Raw genomic sequence first — 24054 nt, forward strand, 5'->3', positions numbered from 1 at the left:
TCAAGACCCTTGCGACTGCTGCGCAGCCGATCGCAGGCTGCGCCAGCGGCTACAGGTGATCGCCACATCCTCTGTAGCCGCTGCCGAGGCACGAGGCTGCGATAAGGGCCGAAGGACCTTCGGCGGTTTCAAGATCCTGGCGACTGCTGCGCAGCCGATCGCAGGCTGCGCCAGCGGCTACAGGTGATCGCCACATCCTCTGTAGCCGCTGCCGAGGCACGAGGCTGCGATAAGGGCCGAAGAACCTTCGGCGGTTTCAAGATCCTGGCGACTGCTGCGCAGCCGATCGCAGGCTGCGCCAGCGGCTACAGGTGATCGCCACATCCTCTGTAGCCGCTGCCGAGGCACGAGGCTGCGATAAGGGCCGAAGGACCTTCGGCGGTTTCAAGATCCTGGCGACTGCTGCGCAGCCGATCGCAGGCTGCGCCAGCGGCCAGGTGATCGACACGACCCCTCGCCACAGGTTCGGTGTAACCATAAGGCTGTTTTTCAAAGACCTTGAAAGGGCTGGGTCTTAAAGCCCCTTCAAATCCCGCTCTTCAATCGGCCGGCTCTGGCGCAGGCGCTTGCCGCCCAACACGACCCAGTCGATCAGGCGGAACAGGCACTCCAGGCCAAACGACAGCAACATCGCCCCGCCCAGGCCCCAGCCCATGGCTTCAGGGGTCAGGAGTAACTGGTAGCTGTAGCCGTTCCAAGTTTCCTGACGAATATCCGGATCAGCCGCCACCGCCACCTGCAGGGCGCGGATGTACCAAGGGCCTTGCATCGCCTGGAACTGCTTGTCCAACGCCACCTGACGGTCGAGCAAGGTGCCGAGGCTGTTGGCATCGCTACGGAAGACCGGATCTTCGCTGGCGCGGTAATGGGCCACCAACGCCTGCAAGTCGCCATTGAAAAACTGCTGCGCCGTGGCGTCAAAGCCACGCAGGCCTGTCTGGGCCTCGATCAGGTGGGCTTCCACACGCTTGGCGTAATCATTGATAAACCCCGGCACCTGAACACCGACCAACAAACCAATGGCAAACAGCACCAAGCGCAAATAGCTGAGCAACATGAGCGACGTCCTTATGCCGTTATGCCCTGGCTGACGCATTCACCGCGTCGCCACAGGCTCCACTGGCCCGGTTCGTAGCGGGTCCAGGTCTCGTTTTCGGTCAGGGGCTCGGTGGCAATCACCGTCACCACGTCATTGGGGGTGGTTTCGGCCTGAAAATCGACGATCACGTCGACATCCTTCAAGCGCGCTGGGCCAAACGGCGCGCGACGGGTGATTTGCGCCAGCTTGGTCGAGCAGTAGCAAAACAGCCAATCGCCATCGCTGAGCAGGCAGTTGAACACACCTTTGCTGCGGTATTCGGCGCAGGCTGCGATCAAGTCTGGCAGCACCTGCTCGATGTCCACCGGCTCCGGGAAAGCCTCGCGCACCCGGTTGAGCAAATCGCAGAACGCCGCTTCGCTGTCGGTATCGCCTACCGGGCGGTAAAACGTGGCGCGGGGATTGAAGTCCGCCAACTGCCCGTTATGCGCAAAACACCAGTTGCGGCCCCATAGCTCGCGGACAAACGGGTGGGTATTGGACAGGCACACCTTGCCCACATTGGCCTGACGGATATGGCCAATCACTACTTCGCTCTTGATGGGATAACGCTGCACCAGCCGTGCAACTTCAGATTCGCTGCTGGCGGCCGGGTCCTGGAACAAGCGCAGGCCACGACCTTCGTAGAAGGCGATGCCCCAACCGTCGCGGTGGGGGCCGGTGCGACCGCCCCGCTGCATCAGCCCGGTAAAGCTGAAGACGATATCGGTCGGTACGTTGGCACTCATGCCCAATAATTCACACATGCCAGGACTCTCGCAGCAGGGCGGACAACGTTAAAGACGCGGTTCGACCCGCAGATTGCTGGCTGGAGCTGCCGGACGACCATAACGCTCGCCACCAAAGGGTTCGTCGTCATCTGCAGGCTCTACCGCCGCCGCAGCAGCAGCGGCCTGCTCACGACGGGCCTTGGCAGCACGCTCGATGGACCAGCGGATCAGTGCGATCACCAGGTACACACCGAAGGCGATCATTGCGTACATCACCAGATCGGAAATCGCCCGCCAGGCGTTGTTACCGACCTTGAGCAGCAGGTCCAGGGCGGTGATGGCCACGGCCGGCGCAAACTGCGTCTTGACCGGATCGACGATAGTCGGGCTTAACAGCAACACCGCCATCAGCAACCGCAGTGGCTCACGCAGCCAGCGCCACATCCAGCGGGTCATGGCAAACCACACCAACAGGCAGCCCAAAGCTGCGAAGGCGTAGAGGCCCCAAGCGGTCAGATAGTCGTTCTCGGTCATGGTGTCCATGGCAAGGTAGGCAAGTCGGGTGGAGACAGGCCATTACTGGCCTGCCTCCCCCTAAGAACCGTACGTGCGTCTTTCGACGCATACGGCTCAAGTCTTAAGTAAAACCCCTTGCGGGGCCGGCTTATTCACTGTCAATCCGCGGCTATGAAGCTGTTGGTGACACACTGGGTGCAATAGTACTCGGTTATCCAAGGTGTCTCTACCGCCTTGGGAGCGGTGGATGATGTGATGGTCATTCCATCCCGTCACCTTGGTAATCGACCCATTGCACAATGGGCACAGTCCTTTTTGACTCTGGAACAGGCTCAAAATCTGCTTGCGGTACTTCAGCTTGTTCAGCATCCGCGCCATTCGCAGCTTCTCGCCCATTTCCTCCATGGAAGGGTCGAAGGGGTTGTACTCCCCACTTACCTTCTTGTGCCGTTCGATCGGCGTACTCGCCAGCGAGTAAAGCTCGACCGTCCGTATGCTTCCGCTTTCTTCCACTACCGTGGTGGCAAATACCCAATCTTTGCTTTCACGGGTTCGGAAATACTTCTTCTTGACCCATTCCAGCGATTTCTTGGGGTGTCGCCGTTTTGCCCAACGCCAATTAGCACGGAACAGCAAATGGTCCAGGCGACTGTACGCTTGCTTGGCAACCACCGGCTGGTGATACAGCGCCCAGCCTTTCAAGATGGGATTAAGCAGCCCTATCAGATAGTGCTGCGTCGCCATCTTGTTGGTGTCTATGACGTCCTTCACCTTGCGATAGAACGCTCCCACGTTCTTCTTGCTCGGCTTGATCAGAAGCTTCCCGCTGTATTTGCGGAAATTCCAACCGAGGAAATCGAAACCTTCATCTATGTGGACGACATGGGTTTTCTCAAGCGACAACTGCAATCCTCGCACTGTGAGAAACTGCTCAACCCAAGGTTTGATCTCGTTTTCGAGCATCTCTTTCGAGCTACCGGTAATCACAAAATCATCCGCATATCGCACCACATTGATTTTCAGCTTCTTGGCCTTCGTCACGCCCAGATGTTGCTTGAGTTGCGACTCCAGTCCGTCCAGCACCAAATTTGCCAAGGTGGGCGAGATAATTCCGCCCTGTGGCGTACCGGCATTCGTTGCCTGTAGCTGGCCTTTATGAACCACGCCAGCCTTCAACCATTTCCGAAGGATCTCTTTGTCCGTTGGGACATTGGCGATCAGCCAGTCATGGTTGATATGGTCAAAGCAGCCTTTGATGTCCGCCTCCAATACCCATTGGGCCGAGACCTTCTTGGATAGGCAAACGAACAACTGCCCCATCGCATCCGCCGTGGAACGCTCGATCCGAAAGCCGTAGCTATTCGGGTCGCCGGTTGTTTCAGCGATGGGTGCCAGGGCTAGCAGGTATAGCGCCTGCATGGCTCTGTCAGTCATGGTTGGAATGCCCAGAGGGCGTTCTTTTCCATTCGACTTCGGGATAAACACACGCCGCAATGGCCGTGGTTTATACCCGTGGCGCTTCAACCCATTTGCCGCTTTCCATTTGGCATCGGGTGTATCCCAGAGCACTCGGTCGACTCCCGCCGTGCGCTTGCCCTGGTTTTCAGTGACTCGCCGTATGGCCAAGTATCTGGCCGAACGAGAGCGGGTCAGCATCCGTTGCAGGGCTTTCACCCGGCGCCAGTTGCCTTCCTGACAAGCCTTCGCAATCCGTATCTGCATCGCCCGTACGTTCCGCTGCACACGACACCAATCGATGTCATGCCAATGCTGCGGAGCGCCGGAAGGCGCAGACACGGCCATTTGGCTATGTACTAACATGCTGCCTTCCTCTCAAGTTTCCCGGAGCAGAAGACGTACGCATCCCCTGACGGGAATGGACGCTCCCGTCAGGAGTGGATGAATAGGAAGCCCATTACTGCCGGACTTCGAAGATTATTGAGACAGGTTCACTCAGTGTTCATGCGATAAAAGACCACACAGAAGTCTGCCCGGTTTCCCGTGGGGTAATGTCCCAACCCCTATCCGAACCATTACAGCCCGGCGTTCGCTTTTTCTGCGATCCCATACCCGCACAGCCAACAGATCCCCTTGCGGTTCACCTGCCCGAAGGCAGCCGTACGGGCTTACCACGTTCCCTGCCTGTCACACGATTGGTTTAGGGTCTGCCTTTTCACCGGTGGTCTTGAGGACGACGTACGCCCAACCTGTACGGACGTAACCGACCACTTGCCTTTTGGCCCAAGCCTGTCAGCAGTTTTGGCTTGTTCATAGTTACGGTGTTTATCAGCAGTTCACTTACGTTACCCATGCCAACCAGCCTAGCGTCTCGACCCAGTACTGCTCCGAGCCTCTGCACTCCACCTCACGATGAAAGTGCACTCTGACGAGGACTGCATTGTTGGAAAAGCTTCACACCCCACCGTTACCAGTGACGCATGTTTTCCTAGGCTATCGTTGGTCGTACAACGAGTCCGCTGCCCCCCTGTGAACAAACAGGGTAGTTGGACAATGACAGACAGAGCTTTCGCTCATGTCTCCGGTTTGATGTGAGCAGGGACTGCCGAGGCAGCACGCCCAAAGAATTGTTACCTCCTGTTTCAAAAGCAAGAGATAACCCCAGCGGGGATTCTCTCCCGCATGGGTTTAGCCCTGGATAGGGCTGATATGTAGTAGGCACTCCAATACCGAAATCCGGTATTGCGGTCGAGCCACCGAGCGCTAATCGACCTTGGGTTAGCCACCGCCGCTGCGGCAAGTTCTTGAAGGCATTGAACTTCTGGGACGGTTTTGTTTCTTGAGGTTGGGTACCCAAGCTCTCGGCTTTCTTTCGAAAACCCTTCAAGATGACTCCTCACCTCGAAGTATGGAGACACGCTACGCGTGTCGCACACAGGCCGCTATGATAACGGCTTTTGAGTGCCGAGGCTGCAATGCCGTCGGCCAACTGCCAGACAGAGAGTGATCCATGCCCCCATCGACCCACATCACTGCCGCCCCGATTGCCCGCAAAGCCACAGGAAACGACCCGTACGCCTGGCTGCAAGAACGCGACAGCAGCGAGGTGCTCGACTACCTCAAGGCGGAAAATGCCTGGCAAGAGGCGCAGCTTGCGGATCAGACAGCCCTGCGCGAATCCCTGTTCGAAGAGATCAAGGGGCGGATCCTCGAAACCGACCTGTCCCTGCCCTCTCCGTGGGGGCCGTACCTGTATTACACCCGCACCACGGCCGGTGACGAATACGCCCGCCACTACCGCTGCCCACGCCCGGCCGATGACAGCCAGCAGGTGGACGAAAGTGCCGAAGAATTGCTGCTCGACCCTAACGTGCTGGCCAACGGCGGCTTTTTCTCCCTCGGTGCCTTCAGCATCAGCCCGGACCACCAGCGCCTGGCCTACAGCCTGGACACCAGCGGCGAAGAGATTTACACCCTGTACGTGAAAGAATTGGCCACCGGCAAAGTCAGCGAACTGGCGTTCGAAGATTGCGACGGCAGCATGACGTGGGCCAACGACAGCCTCACCCTGTTTTTTGGCGAGCTGGACGACACCCATCGCCCGCACAAACTGTATCGCTATCGCCTGGACGGCACGGTTGCCGAAGAAGTGTTCCATGAGCCGGACGGACGTTTCTTCCTGCATTGCTACCGGGCAAGCTCCGAGCGGCAACTGCTGCTGTCCCTGGGCAGCAAGACCACCAGCGAAGTCTGGGCCCTGGACGCCAACCAGCCACAACAGGCCTTTACCTGCCTGGCACCAAGAATCGAAGGCCATGAATACGACGTCGACCACGGCAAACTGAATGATCAGTGGACCTGGTTTATCCGCAGCAACCGCGACGGGATCAACTTCGCCTTGTTCCAGGCTGCCGACACCGGCAACGTGCCAGCCGAGGAAGACTGGCAGAACCTGGTCCCTCACAGCGACACGGTGATGCTCGATGGCGTGAGCCTCAACGCCCGGGCCATGACCTTGAGCCTGCGCGAAGGTGGCCTGCCGATCATCGAAGTTCACCCACAAGGCCTGCCGGCGTATCGGGTGCAGTTGCCGGACGCGGCCTACAGCCTGTACGTGCAGAACACCCTGGAATTCGTCAGCGACAAGATCCGCCTGCGTTATGAAGCCCTGAACCGCCCGGCTCAGGTCCGCCAGCTGGAATTGGCCAGCGGCGCGCAGCAAGTGCTCAAGGAAACCCCGGTGTTGGGCGCATTCAACGCCGACGATTACGTCAGTCAACGGCTGTGGGCGACCTCGCCCGATGGCACCCAGGTGCCCATCAGCCTTGTGGTTAAACGCGATCAACTCGGTAAGCCAACGCCACTGTACCTTTACGGCTATGGCGCCTACGGCGAAAGCCTTGACCCGTGGTTCTCTCACGCCCGCCTGAGCCTGCTGGAGCGCGGTGTGGCCTTCGCGATTGCCCATGTCCGCGGCGGTGGCGAGCTGGGCGAAGCCTGGTACCGCGCCGGCAAGCAGGAACACAAGCAGAACACCTTCAGCGACTTTATCGCCTGCGCCGAACACCTGATCGCCCAGGGCCTCACCACGTCCAAGCAACTGGCCATTAGCGGCGGCAGTGCCGGCGGCCTGTTGATCGGTGCGGTGCTCAATCAACGCCCTGAGCTGTTCCAGGCGGCGATTGCCGAAGTGCCGTTCGTCGATGTGCTCAACACCATGCTCGACCCGGACTTGCCGCTGACCGTCACCGAATACGACGAATGGGGCAATCCCGAGGAGCCTGAGGTATACGAACGGATCAAGGCCTACGCGCCCTACGAAAACGTCAGCGCCCAGCCTTACCCAGCCACATTGGTGATCGCGGGCTACAACGACAGCCGGGTGCAGTATTGGGAAGCGGCCAAATGGGTAGCCAAGCTGCGTGCCACCAAGACCGATGACAACCTGCTGCTGCTCAAGACTGAACTGGGGGCCGGCCATGGCGGTATGAGCGGGCGCTATCAAGGGCTACGTGACGTAGCACTCGAATATGGATTTGTTTTCAAGGCGCTCGGGCTGGTTTAAGCACGCCCAACCGGCAGTCGGGCCTGAACGCCTGACCGCCGGGCAACAGATAGCTGCCCCAGCCGGTTCTAGCTGCCTGACGCCTTGGGCTTGATGTCGTTCTGCTGCAAGCCGGGAAGCGTCTGGTCCTTCGGCGGCTTGGGCATTTCAATCGGTGGCAACAAAGGCGCACCGGTGCTGCCGGGCGCCTTGGGCGTCGGCGGCGGGGTCACTTGCGGGTAGGGTGTGGGCGTTGCAGTGCCCGGCGAACCCGGCGTGGGTGCGGGAGGAATGGGTACGGTTTGCAACTCCTGAGCGTACGCGGTACTCAAGGTGAGCGCGCTCCATACAATGACCGTTAGAATGCTGCACTTCATCGATGGCTCCATGGCCTGACTGTAATCCAGTCCCAAGGCTACTCCCAACCGCGCAAGAATGCCCTTCTCAATGAGATTTCCATGAAACGTTTCGTTCTGCTGGACACCACCCCGATCCCCGACAACGGCGGTGCCTTGTGCCTGTTCGAATACGGCGAGGACTTTGTCATCAAGATCCAGGGCGGTGACGGTGGCCAGTTGATGAACACCCGTATGCACGGTTCAGAAGACGCGCTGGCGGAGATTCCGTGCCGCAAAGTCGCCGGCCGGCCCGATTCACGGGTATTGATTGGCGGGCTGGGCATGGGCTTTACCCTGGCCTCGGCCCTCAAGCATCTGGGCAAGACTGCCGAAGTGGTGGTCGCCGAGCTGGTGCCGGGCGTGGTGGAGTGGAATCGCGGGCCGTTAGGGGAGAAGTCTGGCCGACCACTGCTGGATCCGCGCACGGTGATCCGCATGGAAGACGTGGCCAAGGTACTGCAGGCCGAACCCCAGGGGTTTGATGCAATCATGCTGGACGTCGATAACGGCCCCGAAGGCCTGACACAAAAAGCCAACAGCTGGTTGTATTCCGCTGGTGGCCTGAGCGCCTGCGCCAAAGCGCTGCGGCCCAAGGGTGTATTGGCAGTGTGGTCAGCCAGCGCGGATAAACAATTCAGCGAAAAACTGCGCAAGGCCGGGTTCAAGGCCGAAGAAGTCCAGGTGTTTGCCCATGGCAACAAGGGCACGCGGCATACCATCTGGATTGCTGAAAAGCTCAAGGGCTAAAGCTCTATCAGGAGGTGCTCCCACGCACGAACGTGGGAGCGATCAGGCGGCCTAGCGAAACCCGTTCCGGTAATCGATCACATACGCCACCTTCTCTTCGAAGGTTTTCTCCAGTTCCTTGCGATTGAGCGACGTAAAGCCCCCTAACTGCTGCGCGGTGAAGCCGCTATCACCCACCGGTGCATCAGACGCCAGCGTCACCATCAATTTGGCGACTGCTTCAATGGCGTCGCTGTATCCGTCCTTCTTGTTCAGGTTGAACGCGGTCAGGTCAATTTGTGGTCGCAACCAACCGCCCCAATAAAACTCCAGGAACTCCGGCACCACGGCGTCCGAAGTCGGCTTGCCGTAGGACGCCTTGCGCGCGAAGTACACCAGGCTGCGGAAGGTATCGTCCTGCAGGTCCTTGAAGCCCAAGTGCGCAGGAATTTGCGTCGGCACAATGGTTGTGCCCTGGCTGTCCTTGAGCCAGACCTTGCGACCCTGCTCCATACGCTGCCAGAAAGTGGCCAGGTTCGGGCTGTCGCTGAAGTCGTCGGTCACCCGCACCCACATCTTCAACTGGGCGCCAGCGCCGGGCTGCTCCCAAAAACTGCTGAACGTATGGTGGCCGTCAGTGAGGTACAACTGGCCCGCAGGGCCGACCACCACGGTTTTCATATCCGCAGGGTGAGTGCCCACAGGGTCTTTGCAGGTGAAGCTGTCCGGCTTTTGCAGATCGGCCTTTTTCGGCACCTTGTCGGCCTTGCCCTGACCGTTGGTCTCACAGTACTCGTCGAACAGCTTGGACCGCGACGCTGCGAACAACCCCAGTTTGTAATAGATCTGATCAAAACCGATAACCGCCTGGGTCGGGTGCAATTGCTCCAGGGCGACATCAATTACCTGACCCGGCCTGGGCGTCGAGAACGCCTGGACCTGAGCCGTGACAACACACAACAGAAGGGCCAACAGCCCTGATTGCAAGCGCATGAATGAGGATCCTTTCATAGTGATTTCTCCAGACGATCAGCCGATGATCGAGCAGCAACATTACAAAATAACCTGCCACGGGACGGGGGCACCGTTGAAAAAAGCCTGGGGCTAATTATTCCGCCAACGGCTAGAATCAACGCTATCCGTGATCCACTAAAACACAGGAGCCATGATGAGCTCGACCAACCCGCCCTCCCACACCGCCAAGCTGGACCGCATCCTCGCCGATGCCCAGCGCGACCGGGAAATGGGCTACCGCGACAAAGCCTTGAAGATGTACCCCCACGTGTGCGGCCGCTGCGCCCGTGAATTCGCTGGCAAGCGCCTGAGCGAACTGACCGTGCACCACCGCAACCATAACCATGACGACAACCCCCAGGATGGCTCCAACTGGGAGTTACTGTGCCTGTACTGTCACGACAACGAGCACTCGCGCTATACCGACCAGCAGTATTTCGGTGAGGGCTCCACCAGCAGTCCGACCATCGCCAAGGCGACGCATAATCCATTTGCGGCGTTGGCTGGCCTGATGAAGAAAGACGACTGAGTGGCTTTGTTGATTGGGCAATTGCCCAATCAACACCCTTCCTGCAAACCGCCCGCCTTGGGAGCAATCCCCGTATAATCGCGGTTTTTCTCGAAGGCACCCTTCCCCGTGGGCAATAAACGCTACAGCTGCATCGGTCTGTATAACCCCAAGTCACCCGAGAACGTCGGTTCGGTGATGCGCGCCGCCGGCTGTTATGGCGTGGCGTCGGTGTTCTACACCGGCAAGCGGTATGAACGGGCCCGGGACTTCATCACCGACACCAAGAAGGTCCACCACGACATTCCGTTGATCGGCATCGACGACCTGAAAAAAATCCTGCCCCTGGGCTGCATCCCGGTCGCCGTGGAACTGGTGGAAGGCGCCCGCCCTCTCCCCGAATACACTCACCCTGACCGCGCGCTGTATATCTTCGGCCCGGAAGACGGCTCCCTGGACAAGGAGATTCGTGACTGGTGTGAAGACGTGGTCTACATCCCGACTACCGGTTGCATGAACCTCGCCGCCACCGTCAACGTCGTGCTTTATGACCGCCTGGCCAAGGGCAACAACACCCGCTCGGGACCCAAGTACTGATTTTTCGGGAACATCTGTGTCCCACCTACAGTCAGCTATCTATCAATGACCCTTGTTGGAGACAGATCATGAGCGACAGCAAAACCCTGCGACCTATCATCGAGTCCACCCCGTTCCAGACCCGCCCCACACAGAACGTGCAGGGCTGGGAACGCATTGGTTCCCTGGCGGGCGGTGTGGTGATGATGGGCAAAGGCCTGCGCCGTGGCGGCTTTTTCGGCTTGATCCAGGTGGCGATTGGCGGCGTGGCACTGGCCCGTGGCATCAGCGGCCACAGCTCGGCGAAAGATTTGCTGGAAAAGAGCCGTCAGGAAATGAATACCGTGCGCACGAAGATCGAGCGGGCAGGGGAAGAGCTGAAGAACCTCAAGACCAAGGCGGAAGTCGCGGCTGAAAAAACCGCTAAAACCACTGGCTGAACACAATTAAGTGTGGGAGCGGGCTTGCTCGCGAATACGGTGTGTCAGTTGATGCATATTTGACTGACCCACCGTATTCGCGAGCAAGCCCGCTCCCACATTTTTAATCGATTTTGTCCGAACGATCAGCGCAGTAACTGGGTATCCAGCACCACCGACGACTCGCCAATAATGCTTTCCCCCAACTGCACAAACTCCTTCGTGCTGATGCTGTTCAAGCGCATTACTGCCTGAGTCAAATCATCCAATGAGCGCTTGTTGTGGGTTTTGAGGCGGATCTCGCGGTCCAGCTCCTGCAACACCACCACCGCCCGCGCCACGGTCGCGCCGCTGACCTGGTCACCGCGCAACGTCGTCACCGCCTTCCCTTCCTTGTTCAGCCGGGCCTGGATCGCAGCGTAGCGCTCATCACTGATGCCACCGGCACGGCGCACCAGTTCAATGGCGTAATACTCCGCCAGGCCTTCACTGATCCAGTCACTGCTCTGGCTGCCATTGAAGCGGCCGATGGCTTGCACCACCTCACGCATCAGTGGGCTGGTGCCGTTTTCGCTCACCAGTGGCGTGCGGCTGTTGAGGTAGATCGAATCCCGCGCAGAGAACGCACCACGCCGCATCGGGTCGCTGGCGCCCACCACCAGCAGCTTGGCCGGATGGCGAGGAAACGCCGCTTGCACCTGGGGCCAGACAAAGGTCAGCAGTGTCAATACGTCCATGCGCCGCATACCCTGGCCCTTGGGCGAGGCCACCGTGATTTCGGTCTCCCCCAGGCGTACCCGGCGTGTACCTAGCGTACCGGCGAGCATCCAGCCGGTGGGCCGATCGAACAGGCGGGAAACGTTATCGATGCGGAACTTGTTTTTGCCGATGCGCGGCCAGGTGGTCTCGACGCTTTTCCAGCCGGGCGGCAGTTCGAAGATCAGTCGTGACACCAACTCAATGCCGTCTTGCTGATCGAGACGAGCCGTCGGCACCAAGTCTTCACCGCGAAACAGCGCCCAGCTCGGTGTCATCCGCGCTTCATAGATACCCTTTTTGCGGGCATGACTGAGGCGTACACGGTAAGTCAGGCTGGCCTTGTCTGCACTGGGCTGCCACACGCCTCGGCTGTCACCGGCGGTATGGCCCGGCAGAACTTGCCACTGGCCATCGGCCTTGAAATCGCTGTAATCGTCATCACGGCCCAGGTCAAAGTTCAGGCTGCGCACGGCCGAGCCCTGGGACAGGCTCAGGCGCACTTCGGCTTGATCGCTCTGGGGCAACAACTTGACGTGATAGTCCAGGTCGACTTTCTTGGCCGACCATGCCGACGCGCTCAACGCCAGCAACAGCAGGCTTGCGGCCAGCTTCCTTCCAACCGTCATACGCACTCCTTTCAGCCTGCGCGGAAAATCAGGTAATCCTCCCAATTGTCCTCGGCCACGCTGCCTTCGCTGAGCATGCGCCCGGACTGGGAAATGCGTTCGTGGTGCACGGCGTCGCGATCGCCGCAGACCAGGTGATGCCACAGCGGCAAATCCTTGCGCTCGCTGACCAGTCGATAACCGCAGGTGGGCGGCAGCCATTTGAACTGGTCGGCCTGACCCGGGGTGAGCTGGATGCAGTCAGGCACCGAGTCGCGACGATTGGGGTAATCGGTGCACTGGCAGGTTTTCAGGTCCAGCAGTTTGCAGGCAATGCGCGTGTAGTAGACGCTGTTGTCGTCTTCGTCCTCGAGCTTTTGCAGGCAGCACAGGCCGCAGCCGTCGCACAACGACTCCCACTCATCCTGGTCGAGTTGTTCGAGGGTTTTGCGGATCCAGAAAGGTTCGACTTTGGCGGCCATGGCTCTACATCAGTATCGGTATGTTAAAAGGCCGCCAGTCTAGTGCCCATGGCCCTCGGGGCCAAGCGCTTACGACTGCCGGTAGAACAAGACTTGTCAGCCACCCGAAAGGCGCAGTAGTTTTGAGTCCCTGTTTTTTTGATCTGCACCTTGCAACCCTAGCCCATCCCGTCACCAGGAACTGCCCATGAGCACCCACCCACGCGTTGCCGATTATGCCATTCACCCGCAGTTCACCGACCGCTGGTCACCACGGGCCTTTACCGGCGAGAGCATCCCGGAAAAAACCCTGCTGAGCTTCTTTGAAGCTGCCCGCTGGTCGCCGTCGGCGTACAACTCACAGCCTTGGCGCTTTCTCTACGCGCGCCGTGACACGCCGAACTGGGAGCGTTTCCTGGGCCTGCTGAACGAATTCAATCGTGGCTGGGCACAACATGCCTCGGCCCTGGTGATCGTGATCTCGAAAACCGACTTCGCCGTGCCTGGCGCCACCGAAGAAACCCCGGCCCTGTGGCACACCTTTGACACCGGTTCTGCCTGGGGCCACCTGGCGCTGCAAGCCAGCATCAGCGGCTGGCATACCCATGGCATGGCCGGTTTCGACCAGGAGCTGACCCGCAAGGAACTGAAAATCCCCGAAGGCTATGCACTGCACGCGGCCGTTGCTGTTGGCAAGCTGGGCGACAAGTCGACATTGGCGGACTACCTGCAAGCCCGGGAAACCCCGAGCCCGCGTCGGCCGCTAACTGAGCTGGTGGCGGAAGGGGATTTCAGTCTTTAAGGCTGATGCAGACTTGGCAGGTCATTGCCTGCCCCTGTGCAACACACGAAAACCCTGCCGTTAAAAACGGCAGGGTATACCTGAAATGGATCAACTCACTTTAGCGATAAGACCGCTAAAGGCCCGGCGCAGCGCTTCTTTATGTCGGTTATAAGAATCCATGACAACCGGCACCATAAACTCAGAACTCAGCGAATCCATATCCACCGGATAAATCTTCTTGTCCCGTGAGGAATACATGAAGTTTTTCAACTGCAGATCATTGTGATAGATATCCTTCCCTTCCATCTGCACAAATACATCATCAAGTAGTGATCGCGCTTGCGACGGCAAACTACCCTTCTCAAACTTACTAAGATCCACTCCATCAATCCTTCCCATCTTTATATATTTACGGCCATCCTCAATGATCGTCCTTGCAAAACCCTCACCATAATATTTATTCAGGGATCGTGTTTCCATATCCATGTAACCCGCAAAGGGCTTTAAAGATGTTTGACCGAGGTCTTTATAAACACTTCTTCCATCCAGACTTGCGTAAATTACCCCCTCACCGCCGCCCCCAATCACAGGCCCCAGATCGGATGCGACCGACAGCGGATCTCCGCCCCGGGCAGCCAGGCGTTGCCATTGATCGCCCTCCACATGTTGGACCAATACCGGCGTTTGTCGATTGTTGTGATAGATCCGTGCCTGGGCAACGCCGTCAGCGGTTCGGGTGACGTGTCGTACTTCGTAGACTGCGGTTTGTCCGGTACTGTCGGTATGACGGATATGGGACAGGTGGCCATCGGTCGCGACATAGACCCCCTGACTGTTACGCGAGAGCCCGGCTATGCGGGATTCCGGGACTTTGAGCTCACCAAAGAGCCTGTTGTTCAACTCACTGCCCGGCTCAATACGCGACGTGGTGAGCACGCCATCCACAGCCTTCGTTTTAGAGGTGAACCCTTCGAGCGGGCTGCCATATGGCCGCATCTTGTTTGCATCGAAGGCATACCATTTGCCGTTCCACAGTACAGCCCCCCCTTCAACACTATGACCTGCAACCTTGAAGATCCCCGCTGCCGCTGCCTCATACTGTTTGCTGGCCGCCTTCAACAAGTCATAACTGCCGGATGCGCCTCTGAGCTTATTAACCCCTTCAAGACCTTTGTCGAGCAGCAAGCCAGCCCCTCTGCGTACCAATCCGGCACCTCCCACCGCCAAATCACCCAAACCACTCACAGGATTGAATACGCCGACAGCAGTGGTGCCGATGATCTTTGCGACTTTCACTGCCTTGATGGTCGTGTTGACGGCCGTGGTTCCAACCTTCGTCACCTTGGCAGCAGCTCCCACACCGGCAGTGACGAAACCAAAGATATCCATGCCCAAATCTATCGCGCCGTCCAGATAGTTACCGTTCTGAAAATTGACAATGGCCGATCTAAGCGGAACGAGATTCAGGAAAAAATCCGCTATTTTCCACTCGTTTTCCATTTGCTGATCGTAAGTAGTGCCCCCCCTGGCCTGTTTCACAGCATCTTTATTGTCGATATCGAGATGCTCGAAAAACGCATCGGCGATAAACCGGGTCCGCGTGCTGGAAAAGCTCAAGGGGATCTCTGAAGTGCTGCCTGGCTGCTTTTGTCCCAAGTCGGCCTCGCTGGCGTTAGCCGGCGTAAACTTTTCTATCGGATATATCAGATTGGCATTTCGCTCTTGTTGCCTTGTCAACACATAAGGCGGCACAGTCGTGATGGCGCCATTCTTCAGGTCAATTTCATAAACAGTCACCCCATTAACACCTGTGGTTTTCACCAGCAGGTTGTCATTTTTGTGCTCCAGCGTTTTACCCGTAAAGCCCATACCCAGCTTGTAAGTATTGTTTTGGAAAAATTCGAGCTTCGCATATTCCAGGTTTTGCCTGTCGGCCAATGGAAGCTGAGCAATGAGGTGTTTGACAGTGGTACTGATACCCTTCTTGCGTGAATCGATTGCCTGTTTGAATTGATCATTGAAAGTTTTGTTCACATCGAACTTAAGAGACTTGCCTTTCGTTGCTTCGATAATACGTTGGTCCGTCGATTTCCACTCGTATTGGTCCAGCCCGCTCATGGCGATATCCAGCATCGAATGAAGGCCTGCAGGCGCCCGATTCGGATCGTAAAGCGCCTGGGCTGACGGCTGCCCCGCAGTGTTGACCCTTAAGAGCTTTTCTTCAAAAGGTACGTTTTCTGCGAACCGCGCTTTAAGTTTGGCCAGTGCAACTTCTTTACGACTTGGAATTTCGGTTTCCAATAATTTCGAAGCCGCTATCCGTTCCTGCAATTGTTGATTGAACGCGGTTCTTACGCTCTCTACTTCGATGAGATTGTAACTATCATTTTCTTTCTCAAGGATAATGCCGTTGACCACACCCCAGTCCATTAACGCTGCCTTCTGGGCAAGTTGAGTGTTTGCCGGATCGGCCAAAGCTGCACCCTCGGCCTTGAGCATGACTTGGGCAAAGGTCATGTTCGGTACCGTGCCTGGAGACTGAGCTTCTATTGTCGCCGCAGCGATCGACAGGCTGACCCAGGCCGGGCTGCCGTATGTCACGCTGAAGGGGATGTCTTTGATCAAAAATTCAGGGGCGCTCCTTGCCAGCAATAGGTACGCACCCACCTTGGCCATTTCGGGGGTAGCCTTGCTGCTGACACTCAGGTGCTCGCTCAGCCCATCAAGCACCACTGACGCCGGCTTGCCCCAGTGTTGCGGCTGCATCAGGTCAAAGCCTGCCACCTTGTTTCGGCGGGGGACAGTAATGGACTCCGGGTCCAGTACCGAATGGATGGCTGCCAAGGCGTATTCATTGATGCTGGTGTCGGTGGCAATGCCATTCAATTGGGTCTGTATGGCCAGCCCCATTGCCTGCCCGCGGGCGGAGCTGACGATCACCTCCAGCGCTTTGGCCGGGTCGCGTAACGCTTCACCGCAGAGCGGTTGGTTACTGTTCAGGTCTTCCAATACACCCACGCTCGGGCCGATTTGCGGTTTATTCGGATTGCGATTGGCATAATGAATGGCGGTGTCCAGCAACGTACGTTGCTCACTGGCACTCAGGGGAACAGGCCAGGACAAACCACCCCCAAAGTTGCCGAAAGGATGCGCCAAGGCTCTCTCATTCACCGAGTCAGCAAGGCTTGCAAGATGAAAATGGGTGGTGGGCACGTGCAAGCCATAGCCCCTGATGAAAGTCTCAAGGGTTGCGGCGTTGCCGACCTGCGTCGAGTAGGACGAATCGGGCTGAACGTCCATCGGTGTGCTTTTCAGCGCCGCCTGCACCGCCTGAGGGGTGGCGTTCACACCCAGCTTTGCAGCCATTTCGTTAAGCTTTTGTCCCAATGTCTTCCAATTCTGCCTATCACCCAGTGCAACTTTCAGGTCAGCTTTTGGGGCGAGCGAAGGGCTAGTTTGGGTGAGGGGCCCTGGTAAATATGATCCACCAGTTGCTCGACTCGGCTCCCCTGGTGGGCTTCTTGAGGGACCCGCTGTTTGATCGGTCAACCCTACGGGCATCACAGGGATGTCATGAGGAGGTAAGGACGCAACGCCAAGATTCAACATGAGCAAGTACTCTTTTTGAAGAAGAGCACCAGCGTCACATGGGACCCGCGACGACGAAATCAGCTTAGTGTTAACAGACGTTTGTGAGCGCCGGCCATCGCACACCTCGCCGAATCATTCCCGGTTATGCAGGGTTAATGTTTGGTGCGAAAGTGTCCACGTCCGAACCTGACCGCCGTCGATTTAATCGTTTTTTTCAATACCCGCGCTCGAAACTCACTTCGCCACGCAACGCTTCCTTGGCCTGATACGCCCGCAGATTCTCGACAAACAATTGCACCATCATTTTCGGTGAAGTCGGCGCCGAGCTGTGGCCGGTCAGCAGCAAGCCCCAGGCCGTCCAGAACGGATGACGCTGCGGCAGCGGCTCCTGACGGCAAACGTCGATGACCGCGCCCGCCAGATGCCCTTCCTTCAAGGCTTCCACCAGGTCAGCATCCACCACCGCCACACCGCGTCCGACGTTGATAAATAAACCGGTAGGCTTGAATTGCTTGAACAACGCCGCGTCGTACACGTCGTGGGTGTTCGGCGTGTTGGGCAGCAGGTTGATCACGTAGTCCACCTCTCCCACCAACCGGCCAAGCTGGTCCAGCCCGGCCACTTCAACAAACGGTGCCTGCTCACGGGCTTCGCTGGCGATGCCATACAGCTCGACCCCAAAGGGCTGGAGGAACTGCGCCACACTGCGACCGATATCACCGGTGCCGACGATCAGTGCCTTGCGCCCCGCCAAGCTCTGGCCCATGCGGTTGTCCCACTTGCGCTCCACCTGGCTGACCAGGCGCGCCAGTACTTCGCGCTCGTGGCCGAGCATGTAAGTGAGCACGTATTCGGCCATCACCTGGCCAAAAATGCCGACGGCGCGGGTCAGGCGATAGTCGCGGGGCAAACCTTCAGCCAGCAACGGGGTGATCCCGGCCCAGGTCGATTGCAGCCATTGCGGGTGGTGGCCCTGACGCAGCAGGGTCGCCAGCAGGTCCGGTTGACCGAGCCACACCGGGCAATCAGCGGCCAGGCGCGATAATTCAGCGGAGTCGCCGCTGGTCATCACTTCGAGGTCCGGCGCGGCTTCGCGCAGCAGTTGGGCGTACAACGGATGATCGTGTTCAGCAATCAGAACGCGCATGGTTCAAACCTTTCAAAAACAGTGCAGGCGGCCGCAAGCAGCAAATTCACGGTATCCCTCGGGCCGCCGCCAGATAATACGATTCCATTTCATGAGCGAACCCCTGACGGGGCTCGTACCGATCACATCGGGTCGTTGCGACGCAGCAGTTCGTCAGGCAAGTGTTCGATGTACTCGTCCTCGGCCGGCGGCATTTGCAGGTGATACCCCTGCTTCTCGAGGTTTTCCAGAACCACCGCGATGTCTTCGCGGGACAGCTTGCGCTCGGGGCTCAGTACCAGGTCAAAGGCGTGGTGGGGCTTGCCGAACGCCGCCAGCAGGGTCTCCGGAACGCGCTCCAGCGCATCACTTTTCAGCACGTAGAGGTACATCTCGTTTCGTTTCAAGCTGCGATAGATGGAGCAAATACGCTTCAAGGCTGTTCTCCGGCGGTGGCCAGGCTGTCCAGCAGCGCCTGGCCCATCAACTCGCGGCGCCAGCCACGCAGCGAGTCAGGCAATTGGTAAGGGCCCTCGGGGTAGCCACTTTTGACCAGGGCTTCGAGGGTTTTCTTGCGTAGCATCAGTTCCGGCGCCATGTCGAGGCGTTCTGCTTCAGCCTGGCCGAGGGCACGCAACTGCTTGATCAATATTGCGGCATCTACCGGCAAAGGCTCGGCAACCGCCGGTGGCCATTGGTCCATCGACACGCTGCCGGCACGCTTGATCAGGTCCAGCAGGAACTCGCCGTCCTGACGCACGGTGCGCGGGTGCATGTCTTCGATTTTTGCCAGGGCGGCGAGGTTATCCGGCTGAGACTTGGCCAGGGGCCATAACGAATGCTCGCGAATAATCCGGTTGCGCGGCAGGTCACGGGCGCGGGCTTCCTGCTCACGCCAGGCGCACAGTTCACGCAGCACGGCAAGCTGGGCCCGGGACAGTTTCCAGGCCAGCTTGGCGTCCCGGTAGGCCTCGTAAGGGTCGACTTCACGGCGCAGGTTGGCCACCAGTTCGGCACCGTCGTCCAGGACCCAGGCGTATTTGTCGTCAGACAGCTTGGGGCGCAGGCGTATGTAGACTTGCGCCAGGTGCACGGCGTCTTCGGCGGCGTAGCTGATTTGCGTCTCGGACAATGGCCGCTGCAGCCAGTCCGAGCGGGTTTCGCCCTTGGGCAACTCGATATCGAGCACGGCTTGCACCAACCGCGAATACCCCATGGAAAAGCCCAGGTTCAGGTACGCGGCCGCCAATTGGGTGTCGAACAGCGGCACCGGCAGGCTGCCGGTCAGGCGCAGCAACACTTCCAGGTCTTCGCTGCAGGCGTGCACCACCTTGATCACCGCCGGGTTCTCCAGCAAGGCGGCCAAGGGTTGCCAGTTGTCGATGGTCAAGGGGTCGATCAGATAAGCGCGCGCGCCATCACCGATCTGGATCAGCCCGGCAATAGGGTAAAAGGTGTCGACCCGCATGAATTCGGTGTCGAGGGCGACGAATGGCAACTGCTGCCATTGGGCGCAATGCTGGCCGAGGCTATCGTTGTCGCAGATCCAGTGAATATCGATGGCCACACGGCTCTCCCTTGAAGAATGGCGCGCAGTATATATCGCTAAAGGGATTTGCGAGCATCCGCAGTGCAAGAGCGGCCATGAAAAGTCTGACAGGAGCCGAAGAATAGTCCGACAGAAGCGGCTTAGCCTCTTTTACGCAGGACGTACACCCGCCACATGGCCGAACCGGGCAGGAATTCCTGGTGGTTGAGGATCTTGAAGCCGGCTTGTTTGAACTCCGCTTCCACCTGCACCCGGTGACTGCCAGAGTCCGTCGGGGCCAGGCTCTGGGCAGCGAAAGCCTTGTAACCAGCGTCACTGTTTACCGAGACAATCACCGTGTCGCGGCTAACCCGATGAAACTCCTGCAGCAGCGCCAAGCGTCCATCGGCACTGGGCACATGGCGAAACAACTCCAGGCAAAAGATGCAGTCCACAGCGTTGGCCGACAGCCCGATGGAAAACGCCGAGCCCTGAAAGGTTTTCACGCGCTTGAGCAATGCCGGGACATGATGGGTGCGAGCATGGTCGAGCATGGCCTGGGAGTTGTCCGACGCCAGGATCACCCGGTTACCGTGCTCGGCCAACACCGGCCAGAACCGACCCAAGCCGCAGGCCAGATCGAGGACCAGGCCTGGTTCGCCGGCGATCTTCAGCGCATTGCGTACCAACCGCTCATCACGCCACAGTGCCAGGCGACGCCATAGCCCGGGCGGACGCGTGTCGCCGCAGACGCGGGCGTGCTCACGGTCATAGCGCTCGGCAAATTCAATCTCGATGGAGGACGGTGGTTGCGACGACATCACACGACTCTTGTTAGTAGGTCAGACGTAGGCACTTTAACGACGGGTGCGTGAAAAAAAGGTCGAAACGGTTTCAATGCTTGGCGAGCACACCATCAACCACGGCTGCACGACAGCCGGCGAACATGTCCAGGCCCGGGTTGTAGGCATGGGTGTCGACATCCAGCAAGCCCAGCATCGAATGAAACAGATTGTCCTGGCTCAAGGGTTTGTGACGACTCAGTTGCAGGCAATGCGTATCCACCGAAAAAGCGGTCTGATAACTGTCTGAGAACCAGGCCAACATCGCCACATGCTTCTGTTGGTCCGGGGCCAGCATGTACGGGGTACCGTGGAGGAACAGGTTGTATTCCCCCAGAGACTCGCCGTGGTCGGACAGGTAGAGCATGGCCGTATCGACCTTATCCTGATTGCTGCGCAGCACGTTGATCAGGCTGGCCAGCACATGATCGGTGTAGACCAGGGTGTTGTCGTAGCCGTTCACAATACTTTCGCGACTGCAGGTGTTCAGGGCATTGCTCTCACACACCGGGGTGAAATGTTCGTACTCCTTGGGGTAACGCTTGAAGTACTCCGGGCCATGGCTGCCCATCTGGTGCAGCACCAGCACGGTATCCTTGTCCAGGTTGTCGATGAACGCCTGTAGGCCCTGCAGCAGGATTTCGTCGCGGCACTCGCTGTTGGCACACAGCACCGGGTCGTTGAGCTTGCTGACATTCTGGACCGTCACTCGATCACAGGTACCCTTGCAGCCGGATTGATTGTCGCGCCAGACCACCTCGATACCGGCGCGCTTGAGCACATCCAGCAAGCCTTCCTGGTTTTTCGCCTGGCTGGCGTTGTAGTTCTTGCGACCCATATTGGAAAACATGCAGGGCACCGACACCGCCGTTTCGGTGCCGCAGGAATGCACATCGGTGAAGGCGATCAGGCCGCTTTCCTGCGACAGCTCGGGAGTGGTGTCACGGTCGTACCCCAGAATGCCGAAGTTCTCGGCGCGCGCACTCTCCCCCACTACCAGCACGGTCAGAGACTTGCGGGTGTGGGCTTGCCAGGCGGGATTTTTCTGCGCGTCTTCGGCGATGGTATGGAACGGTTGCCGGGCAGAAACCACCTGTTCACGCAGGTAGCCGACGGAGGCACCGATGTAATTGCTCGGTACGATCATCAAATGCAGTTCATGGTGATTGCGAAACAACGACGACAAGCCTTGATAGTTGATCAAGGCCACACCGCCGATCACCGCCACTGAGGCGATACTTACCAGCACTTTGCTCAAGACTTCACGGTGCCAGCGCCGATAATTAATGGGGGTTTTCCACACTAACCAAGCGGGAAATACTCCCAACAACAAAATATAAGCCAACAACTTTAAAGACAACAGGTCACGTACTTCGGTGACATTAGTTTCGGCAAAGTTGCGAAACATACCAGCGTCGATCAATACGCCATATTGACTCATGAAATAAGTCACACCGGCACTGACCAAAAACAGCAGCATCAAGACCGGTTTAAGCACCCGCCGAAAGGCCACCAGCGTCAGTACCAGGTTGAAGCCGCACAGCAACATCACGACAAAAGCCGCGCACATCAGTAGCCCGCGAATATCGAGGGTGACAATATCGGCCAGATGCTGCCAAAGGACGAGGTTGAACCCCAGCAATAAAAACGCGCTGGCAACCAGGGTAATAATCTCGGGGCGAACGGGTTTGACGTTAAACATAACGCTCTGCTTGGCCAGGGAAGTAAGTGCCGCCAGGAAAAATTCCCGTGGTAGCGACGGCACGGACTGTAAGCAGGCGTCTATCAATTTTTCGTGAAAATAATAGGAAGAAATAGTGGGAGTGAGCAATTACCAAACTTTCTGTTTACTCCCGGAAGAACCCGTCAGGCCTGATGCAGGTACCAGCGCCAATCCTGCTCCCCAACCTCCCCCATGAACTGACGGTATTCCGCACGTTTCACCGCCAGGTAAACCCCGAGGAACTCACCGCCAAAGGCTTCCCGCGCCCAGGCTGAGCCTTCCAGCGCACGCAGGGTGGTCAGCCAGTCAGTGGGCAGTAACTCTTTGGCTTGGGCATACCCGTTGCCTTCCACCGGAGCACCCGGGTCGCGCTGCTCGCGAATGCCTCGGTGAATCCCCGCCAGAATCGCTGCGGCGGCCAGGTACGGATTGGCATCGGCGCCGCAGATGCGGTGCTCGATATGCCGGGAAAATGCCGGCCCGCCCGGCACACGCAGGCTCACCGTGCGGTTATCCACGCCCCAGGTCGCCGCCAGCGGTGCGTAGCTATTGGTCTGGAAGCGTCGGTAAGAGTTGGCATTGGGACAGAACATCAGCAGTGAATCGAGCAAGGTGCTGAGCATGCCGCCCACCGCCTGGCGCAACAGCGGCGTGCCATCGGCGGCCTCGCTGGCAAACAGGTTATTGCCGTCGCGGTCGGCCAGGCTGACGTGCATGTGCATGCCGGTACCCGCCAAATCGTCGAATGGCTTGGCCATGAAACAGGCGGTCATCCCGTGCTTGTGGGCGACGCCTTTGACCAGACGCTTGTAGCGCACCGCCTCATCCATGGCTTGCAGAGCATCGCTGCGGTGCTCAAGGGTAATTTCCACCTGCCCCGGGGCATATTCGGAAATCGCCGTGCGCGCAGGAATACCCTGCAGTTTGCAGGCGCTATACAGGTCGGCCAAGAACGGTTCGATCTGTTCCAGCTCCCGCAAGCCATACACCTGGGTCGAGCGCGGGCGGCTGCCATCCACATCGTGCGCAGGTTGTGGCCGGCCATTGCTGTCGGGCTTCTGATCGAGCAAATAGAACTCCAGCTCCGCCGCCATCACCGGGTAGTAACCGTCGGCCTTGAGCCCGTCGATCACCCTGGCCAGCAAATGCCGAGGATCAGCCACGGTGGCGGGCATCCCTTCTTCGGGGTGCATGCTGACCTGCACCGCCGCCGTTGGAATCAACCGCCAGGGCATGCGTTGCAAACTGCCGCTGACCGGGTAGGCGCGGCAATCGATGTCACCCACCTCCCACACCAGGCCGGAGTTTTCCACGTCGTCGCCATTGATGGTCAGGCCAAGGATGGTACTGGGCAGCGGCCGGCCGCTTTTATAGACCGCCAGCAGCTCATCGCGGTGCAACAACTTGCCTCGGGGCACGCCGTTGCTATCGAGGATAAACAACTCGAACATCTCGATATCCGGATTCTGGTCAAGAAAGGACTGGGCTTCATGCAGGGTGGCAAAGGCAGTACTCATGGAGAATTCTCATACGTTCGCGTCAGGCAAGCGCGCAAGCGCTGCCAGTCAGATGCGCGGGGCATCCACGGGGGCAATCAACGTAAGGAGGGAATATCCGGTGGGCGTGCATGGCGGCAGTGCCATAGCGCCCAGAACGCCAACTCGCAG

Annotated in this window: 21 protein-coding genes; 6 read left to right on the forward strand and 15 right to left on the reverse strand. The window is 58.5% G+C overall.

The features are described from left to right. Positions 1 to 514: 514 nt before the first annotated feature. The 4 genes from J7E41_RS19985 to ltrA all read right to left on the reverse strand — a co-directional run bounded on the left by J7E41_RS19985 (position 515) and on the right by ltrA (position 4146). Positions 515 to 1057 (reverse strand): DUF2937 family protein, encoded by a 543-nt coding sequence (locus J7E41_RS19985; protein WP_214995499.1) that lies wholly within the window; start codon positions 1055 to 1057, stop codon positions 515 to 517. Positions 1058 to 1068: 11 nt separating this feature from the next. After that, entirely contained in the window at positions 1069 to 1845 is a 777-nt protein-coding gene (locus tag J7E41_RS19990; protein WP_169353400.1) for a class II glutamine amidotransferase, read from the reverse strand. 30 nt (positions 1846 to 1875) lie between these two features. Continuing rightward, on the reverse strand, positions 1876 to 2352 hold the full coding sequence (locus J7E41_RS19995) for an MFS transporter (protein WP_214995501.1): 477 nt from the start codon (positions 2350 to 2352) through the stop codon (positions 1876 to 1878). A gap of 87 nt (positions 2353 to 2439) precedes the next feature. Beyond that, positions 2440 to 4146 (reverse strand): group II intron reverse transcriptase/maturase, encoded by a 1707-nt coding sequence (gene ltrA, locus J7E41_RS20000; RefSeq protein WP_214995503.1) that lies wholly within the window; start codon positions 4144 to 4146, stop codon positions 2440 to 2442. A 1147-nt stretch (positions 4147 to 5293) separates the two neighbouring features. Between ltrA and J7E41_RS20005 the strand changes: the two genes are divergently transcribed. After that, positions 5294 to 7348 carry a S9 family peptidase gene (locus tag J7E41_RS20005; RefSeq protein ID WP_214995505.1) on the forward strand — a complete coding sequence of 685 codons (2055 nt, stop codon included), beginning with the start codon at positions 5294 to 5296 and terminating at the stop codon, positions 7346 to 7348. 68 nt (positions 7349 to 7416) lie between these two features. Here J7E41_RS20005 and J7E41_RS20010 read toward each other — a convergent pair whose 3' ends face one another. After that, positions 7417 to 7704 (reverse strand): hypothetical protein, encoded by a 288-nt coding sequence (locus tag J7E41_RS20010; protein WP_214995507.1) that lies wholly within the window; start codon positions 7702 to 7704, stop codon positions 7417 to 7419. An 81-nt stretch (positions 7705 to 7785) separates the two neighbouring features. Here J7E41_RS20010 and J7E41_RS20015 point away from each other — a divergent pair, with 81 nt between their 5' ends. Continuing rightward, a complete protein-coding gene (locus tag J7E41_RS20015; RefSeq protein ID WP_214995509.1) occupies positions 7786 to 8472 on the forward strand; it encodes a spermidine synthase in 687 nt (228 codons plus the stop codon). A 51-nt stretch (positions 8473 to 8523) separates the two neighbouring features. On the opposite strand, the gene J7E41_RS20020 is transcribed toward J7E41_RS20015, so the two are convergent. After that, positions 8524 to 9444 (reverse strand): ParB/Srx family N-terminal domain-containing protein, encoded by a 921-nt coding sequence (locus J7E41_RS20020; protein ID WP_214995511.1) that lies wholly within the window; start codon positions 9442 to 9444, stop codon positions 8524 to 8526. Between the two features lie 175 nt (positions 9445 to 9619). On the opposite strand from J7E41_RS20020, the gene J7E41_RS20025 reads away from it, so the two are divergent. From J7E41_RS20025 to J7E41_RS20035, 3 genes are all read left to right on the forward strand, one after another. After that, positions 9620 to 9994 (forward strand): YajD family HNH nuclease, encoded by a 375-nt coding sequence (locus J7E41_RS20025; protein WP_003210675.1) that lies wholly within the window; start codon positions 9620 to 9622, stop codon positions 9992 to 9994. A 108-nt stretch (positions 9995 to 10102) separates the two neighbouring features. Beyond that, a complete protein-coding gene (locus J7E41_RS20030; protein ID WP_063032537.1) occupies positions 10103 to 10570 on the forward strand; it encodes an RNA methyltransferase in 468 nt (155 codons plus the stop codon). 68 nt (positions 10571 to 10638) lie between these two features. Then, positions 10639 to 10989 (forward strand): YgaP family membrane protein, encoded by a 351-nt coding sequence (locus tag J7E41_RS20035; protein WP_214995512.1) that lies wholly within the window; start codon positions 10639 to 10641, stop codon positions 10987 to 10989. A 125-nt stretch (positions 10990 to 11114) separates the two neighbouring features. On the opposite strand, the gene J7E41_RS20040 is transcribed toward J7E41_RS20035, so the two are convergent. Together J7E41_RS20040 and J7E41_RS20045 are read right to left on the reverse strand one after the other, a co-directional pair. Further along, on the reverse strand, positions 11115 to 12353 hold the full coding sequence (locus J7E41_RS20040; RefSeq protein ID WP_214995514.1) for a hypothetical protein: 1239 nt from the start codon (positions 12351 to 12353) through the stop codon (positions 11115 to 11117). A gap of 11 nt (positions 12354 to 12364) precedes the next feature. Beyond that, a complete protein-coding gene (locus J7E41_RS20045; protein WP_214995516.1) occupies positions 12365 to 12814 on the reverse strand; it encodes a YcgN family cysteine cluster protein in 450 nt (149 codons plus the stop codon). A 187-nt stretch (positions 12815 to 13001) separates the two neighbouring features. Between J7E41_RS20045 and J7E41_RS20050 the strand changes: the two genes are divergently transcribed. After that, entirely contained in the window at positions 13002 to 13595 is a 594-nt protein-coding gene (locus J7E41_RS20050) for a nitroreductase family protein (protein WP_214995518.1), read from the forward strand. Positions 13596 to 13685: 90 nt separating this feature from the next. Here the strand turns inward: J7E41_RS20050 and J7E41_RS20055 are convergent, their stop codons facing one another. The 7 genes from J7E41_RS20055 to J7E41_RS20085 form a co-directional block, all read right to left on the reverse strand. Next, positions 13686 to 16943 (reverse strand): OspG family effector kinase, encoded by a 3258-nt coding sequence (locus J7E41_RS20055; protein ID WP_251029591.1) that lies wholly within the window; start codon positions 16941 to 16943, stop codon positions 13686 to 13688. Positions 16944 to 17382: 439 nt separating this feature from the next. Continuing rightward, positions 17383 to 18315 carry a D-2-hydroxyacid dehydrogenase gene (locus J7E41_RS20060; RefSeq protein WP_214995522.1) on the reverse strand — a complete coding sequence of 311 codons (933 nt, stop codon included), beginning with the start codon at positions 18313 to 18315 and terminating at the stop codon, positions 17383 to 17385. Between the two features lie 122 nt (positions 18316 to 18437). After that, on the reverse strand, positions 18438 to 18731 hold the full coding sequence (locus J7E41_RS20065) for a YcgL domain-containing protein (protein ID WP_155586391.1): 294 nt from the start codon (positions 18729 to 18731) through the stop codon (positions 18438 to 18440). After that, a complete protein-coding gene (gene rnd / locus J7E41_RS20070) occupies positions 18728 to 19861 on the reverse strand; it encodes a ribonuclease D (protein WP_214995524.1) in 1134 nt (377 codons plus the stop codon). Before rnd ends, J7E41_RS20065 begins: the two co-directional genes overlap by 4 nt. A gap of 122 nt (positions 19862 to 19983) precedes the next feature. After that, positions 19984 to 20643 (reverse strand): class I SAM-dependent methyltransferase, encoded by a 660-nt coding sequence (locus J7E41_RS20075; protein ID WP_214995527.1) that lies wholly within the window; start codon positions 20641 to 20643, stop codon positions 19984 to 19986. 73 nt (positions 20644 to 20716) lie between these two features. After that, positions 20717 to 22366: a phosphoethanolamine transferase gene (locus J7E41_RS20080; RefSeq protein WP_214995529.1), complete on the reverse strand. Its 1650-nt coding sequence runs from the start codon at positions 22364 to 22366 to the stop codon at positions 20717 to 20719. A 164-nt stretch (positions 22367 to 22530) separates the two neighbouring features. Beyond that, positions 22531 to 23904 (reverse strand): glutamine synthetase family protein, encoded by a 1374-nt coding sequence (locus J7E41_RS20085; protein WP_214995531.1) that lies wholly within the window; start codon positions 23902 to 23904, stop codon positions 22531 to 22533. Positions 23905 to 24054 lie beyond the last annotated feature (150 nt).

The organism is Pseudomonas fluorescens, assembly GCF_018614655.1.
Taxonomy (GTDB): domain Bacteria; phylum Pseudomonadota; class Gammaproteobacteria; order Pseudomonadales; family Pseudomonadaceae; genus Aquipseudomonas; species Aquipseudomonas fluorescens_BX.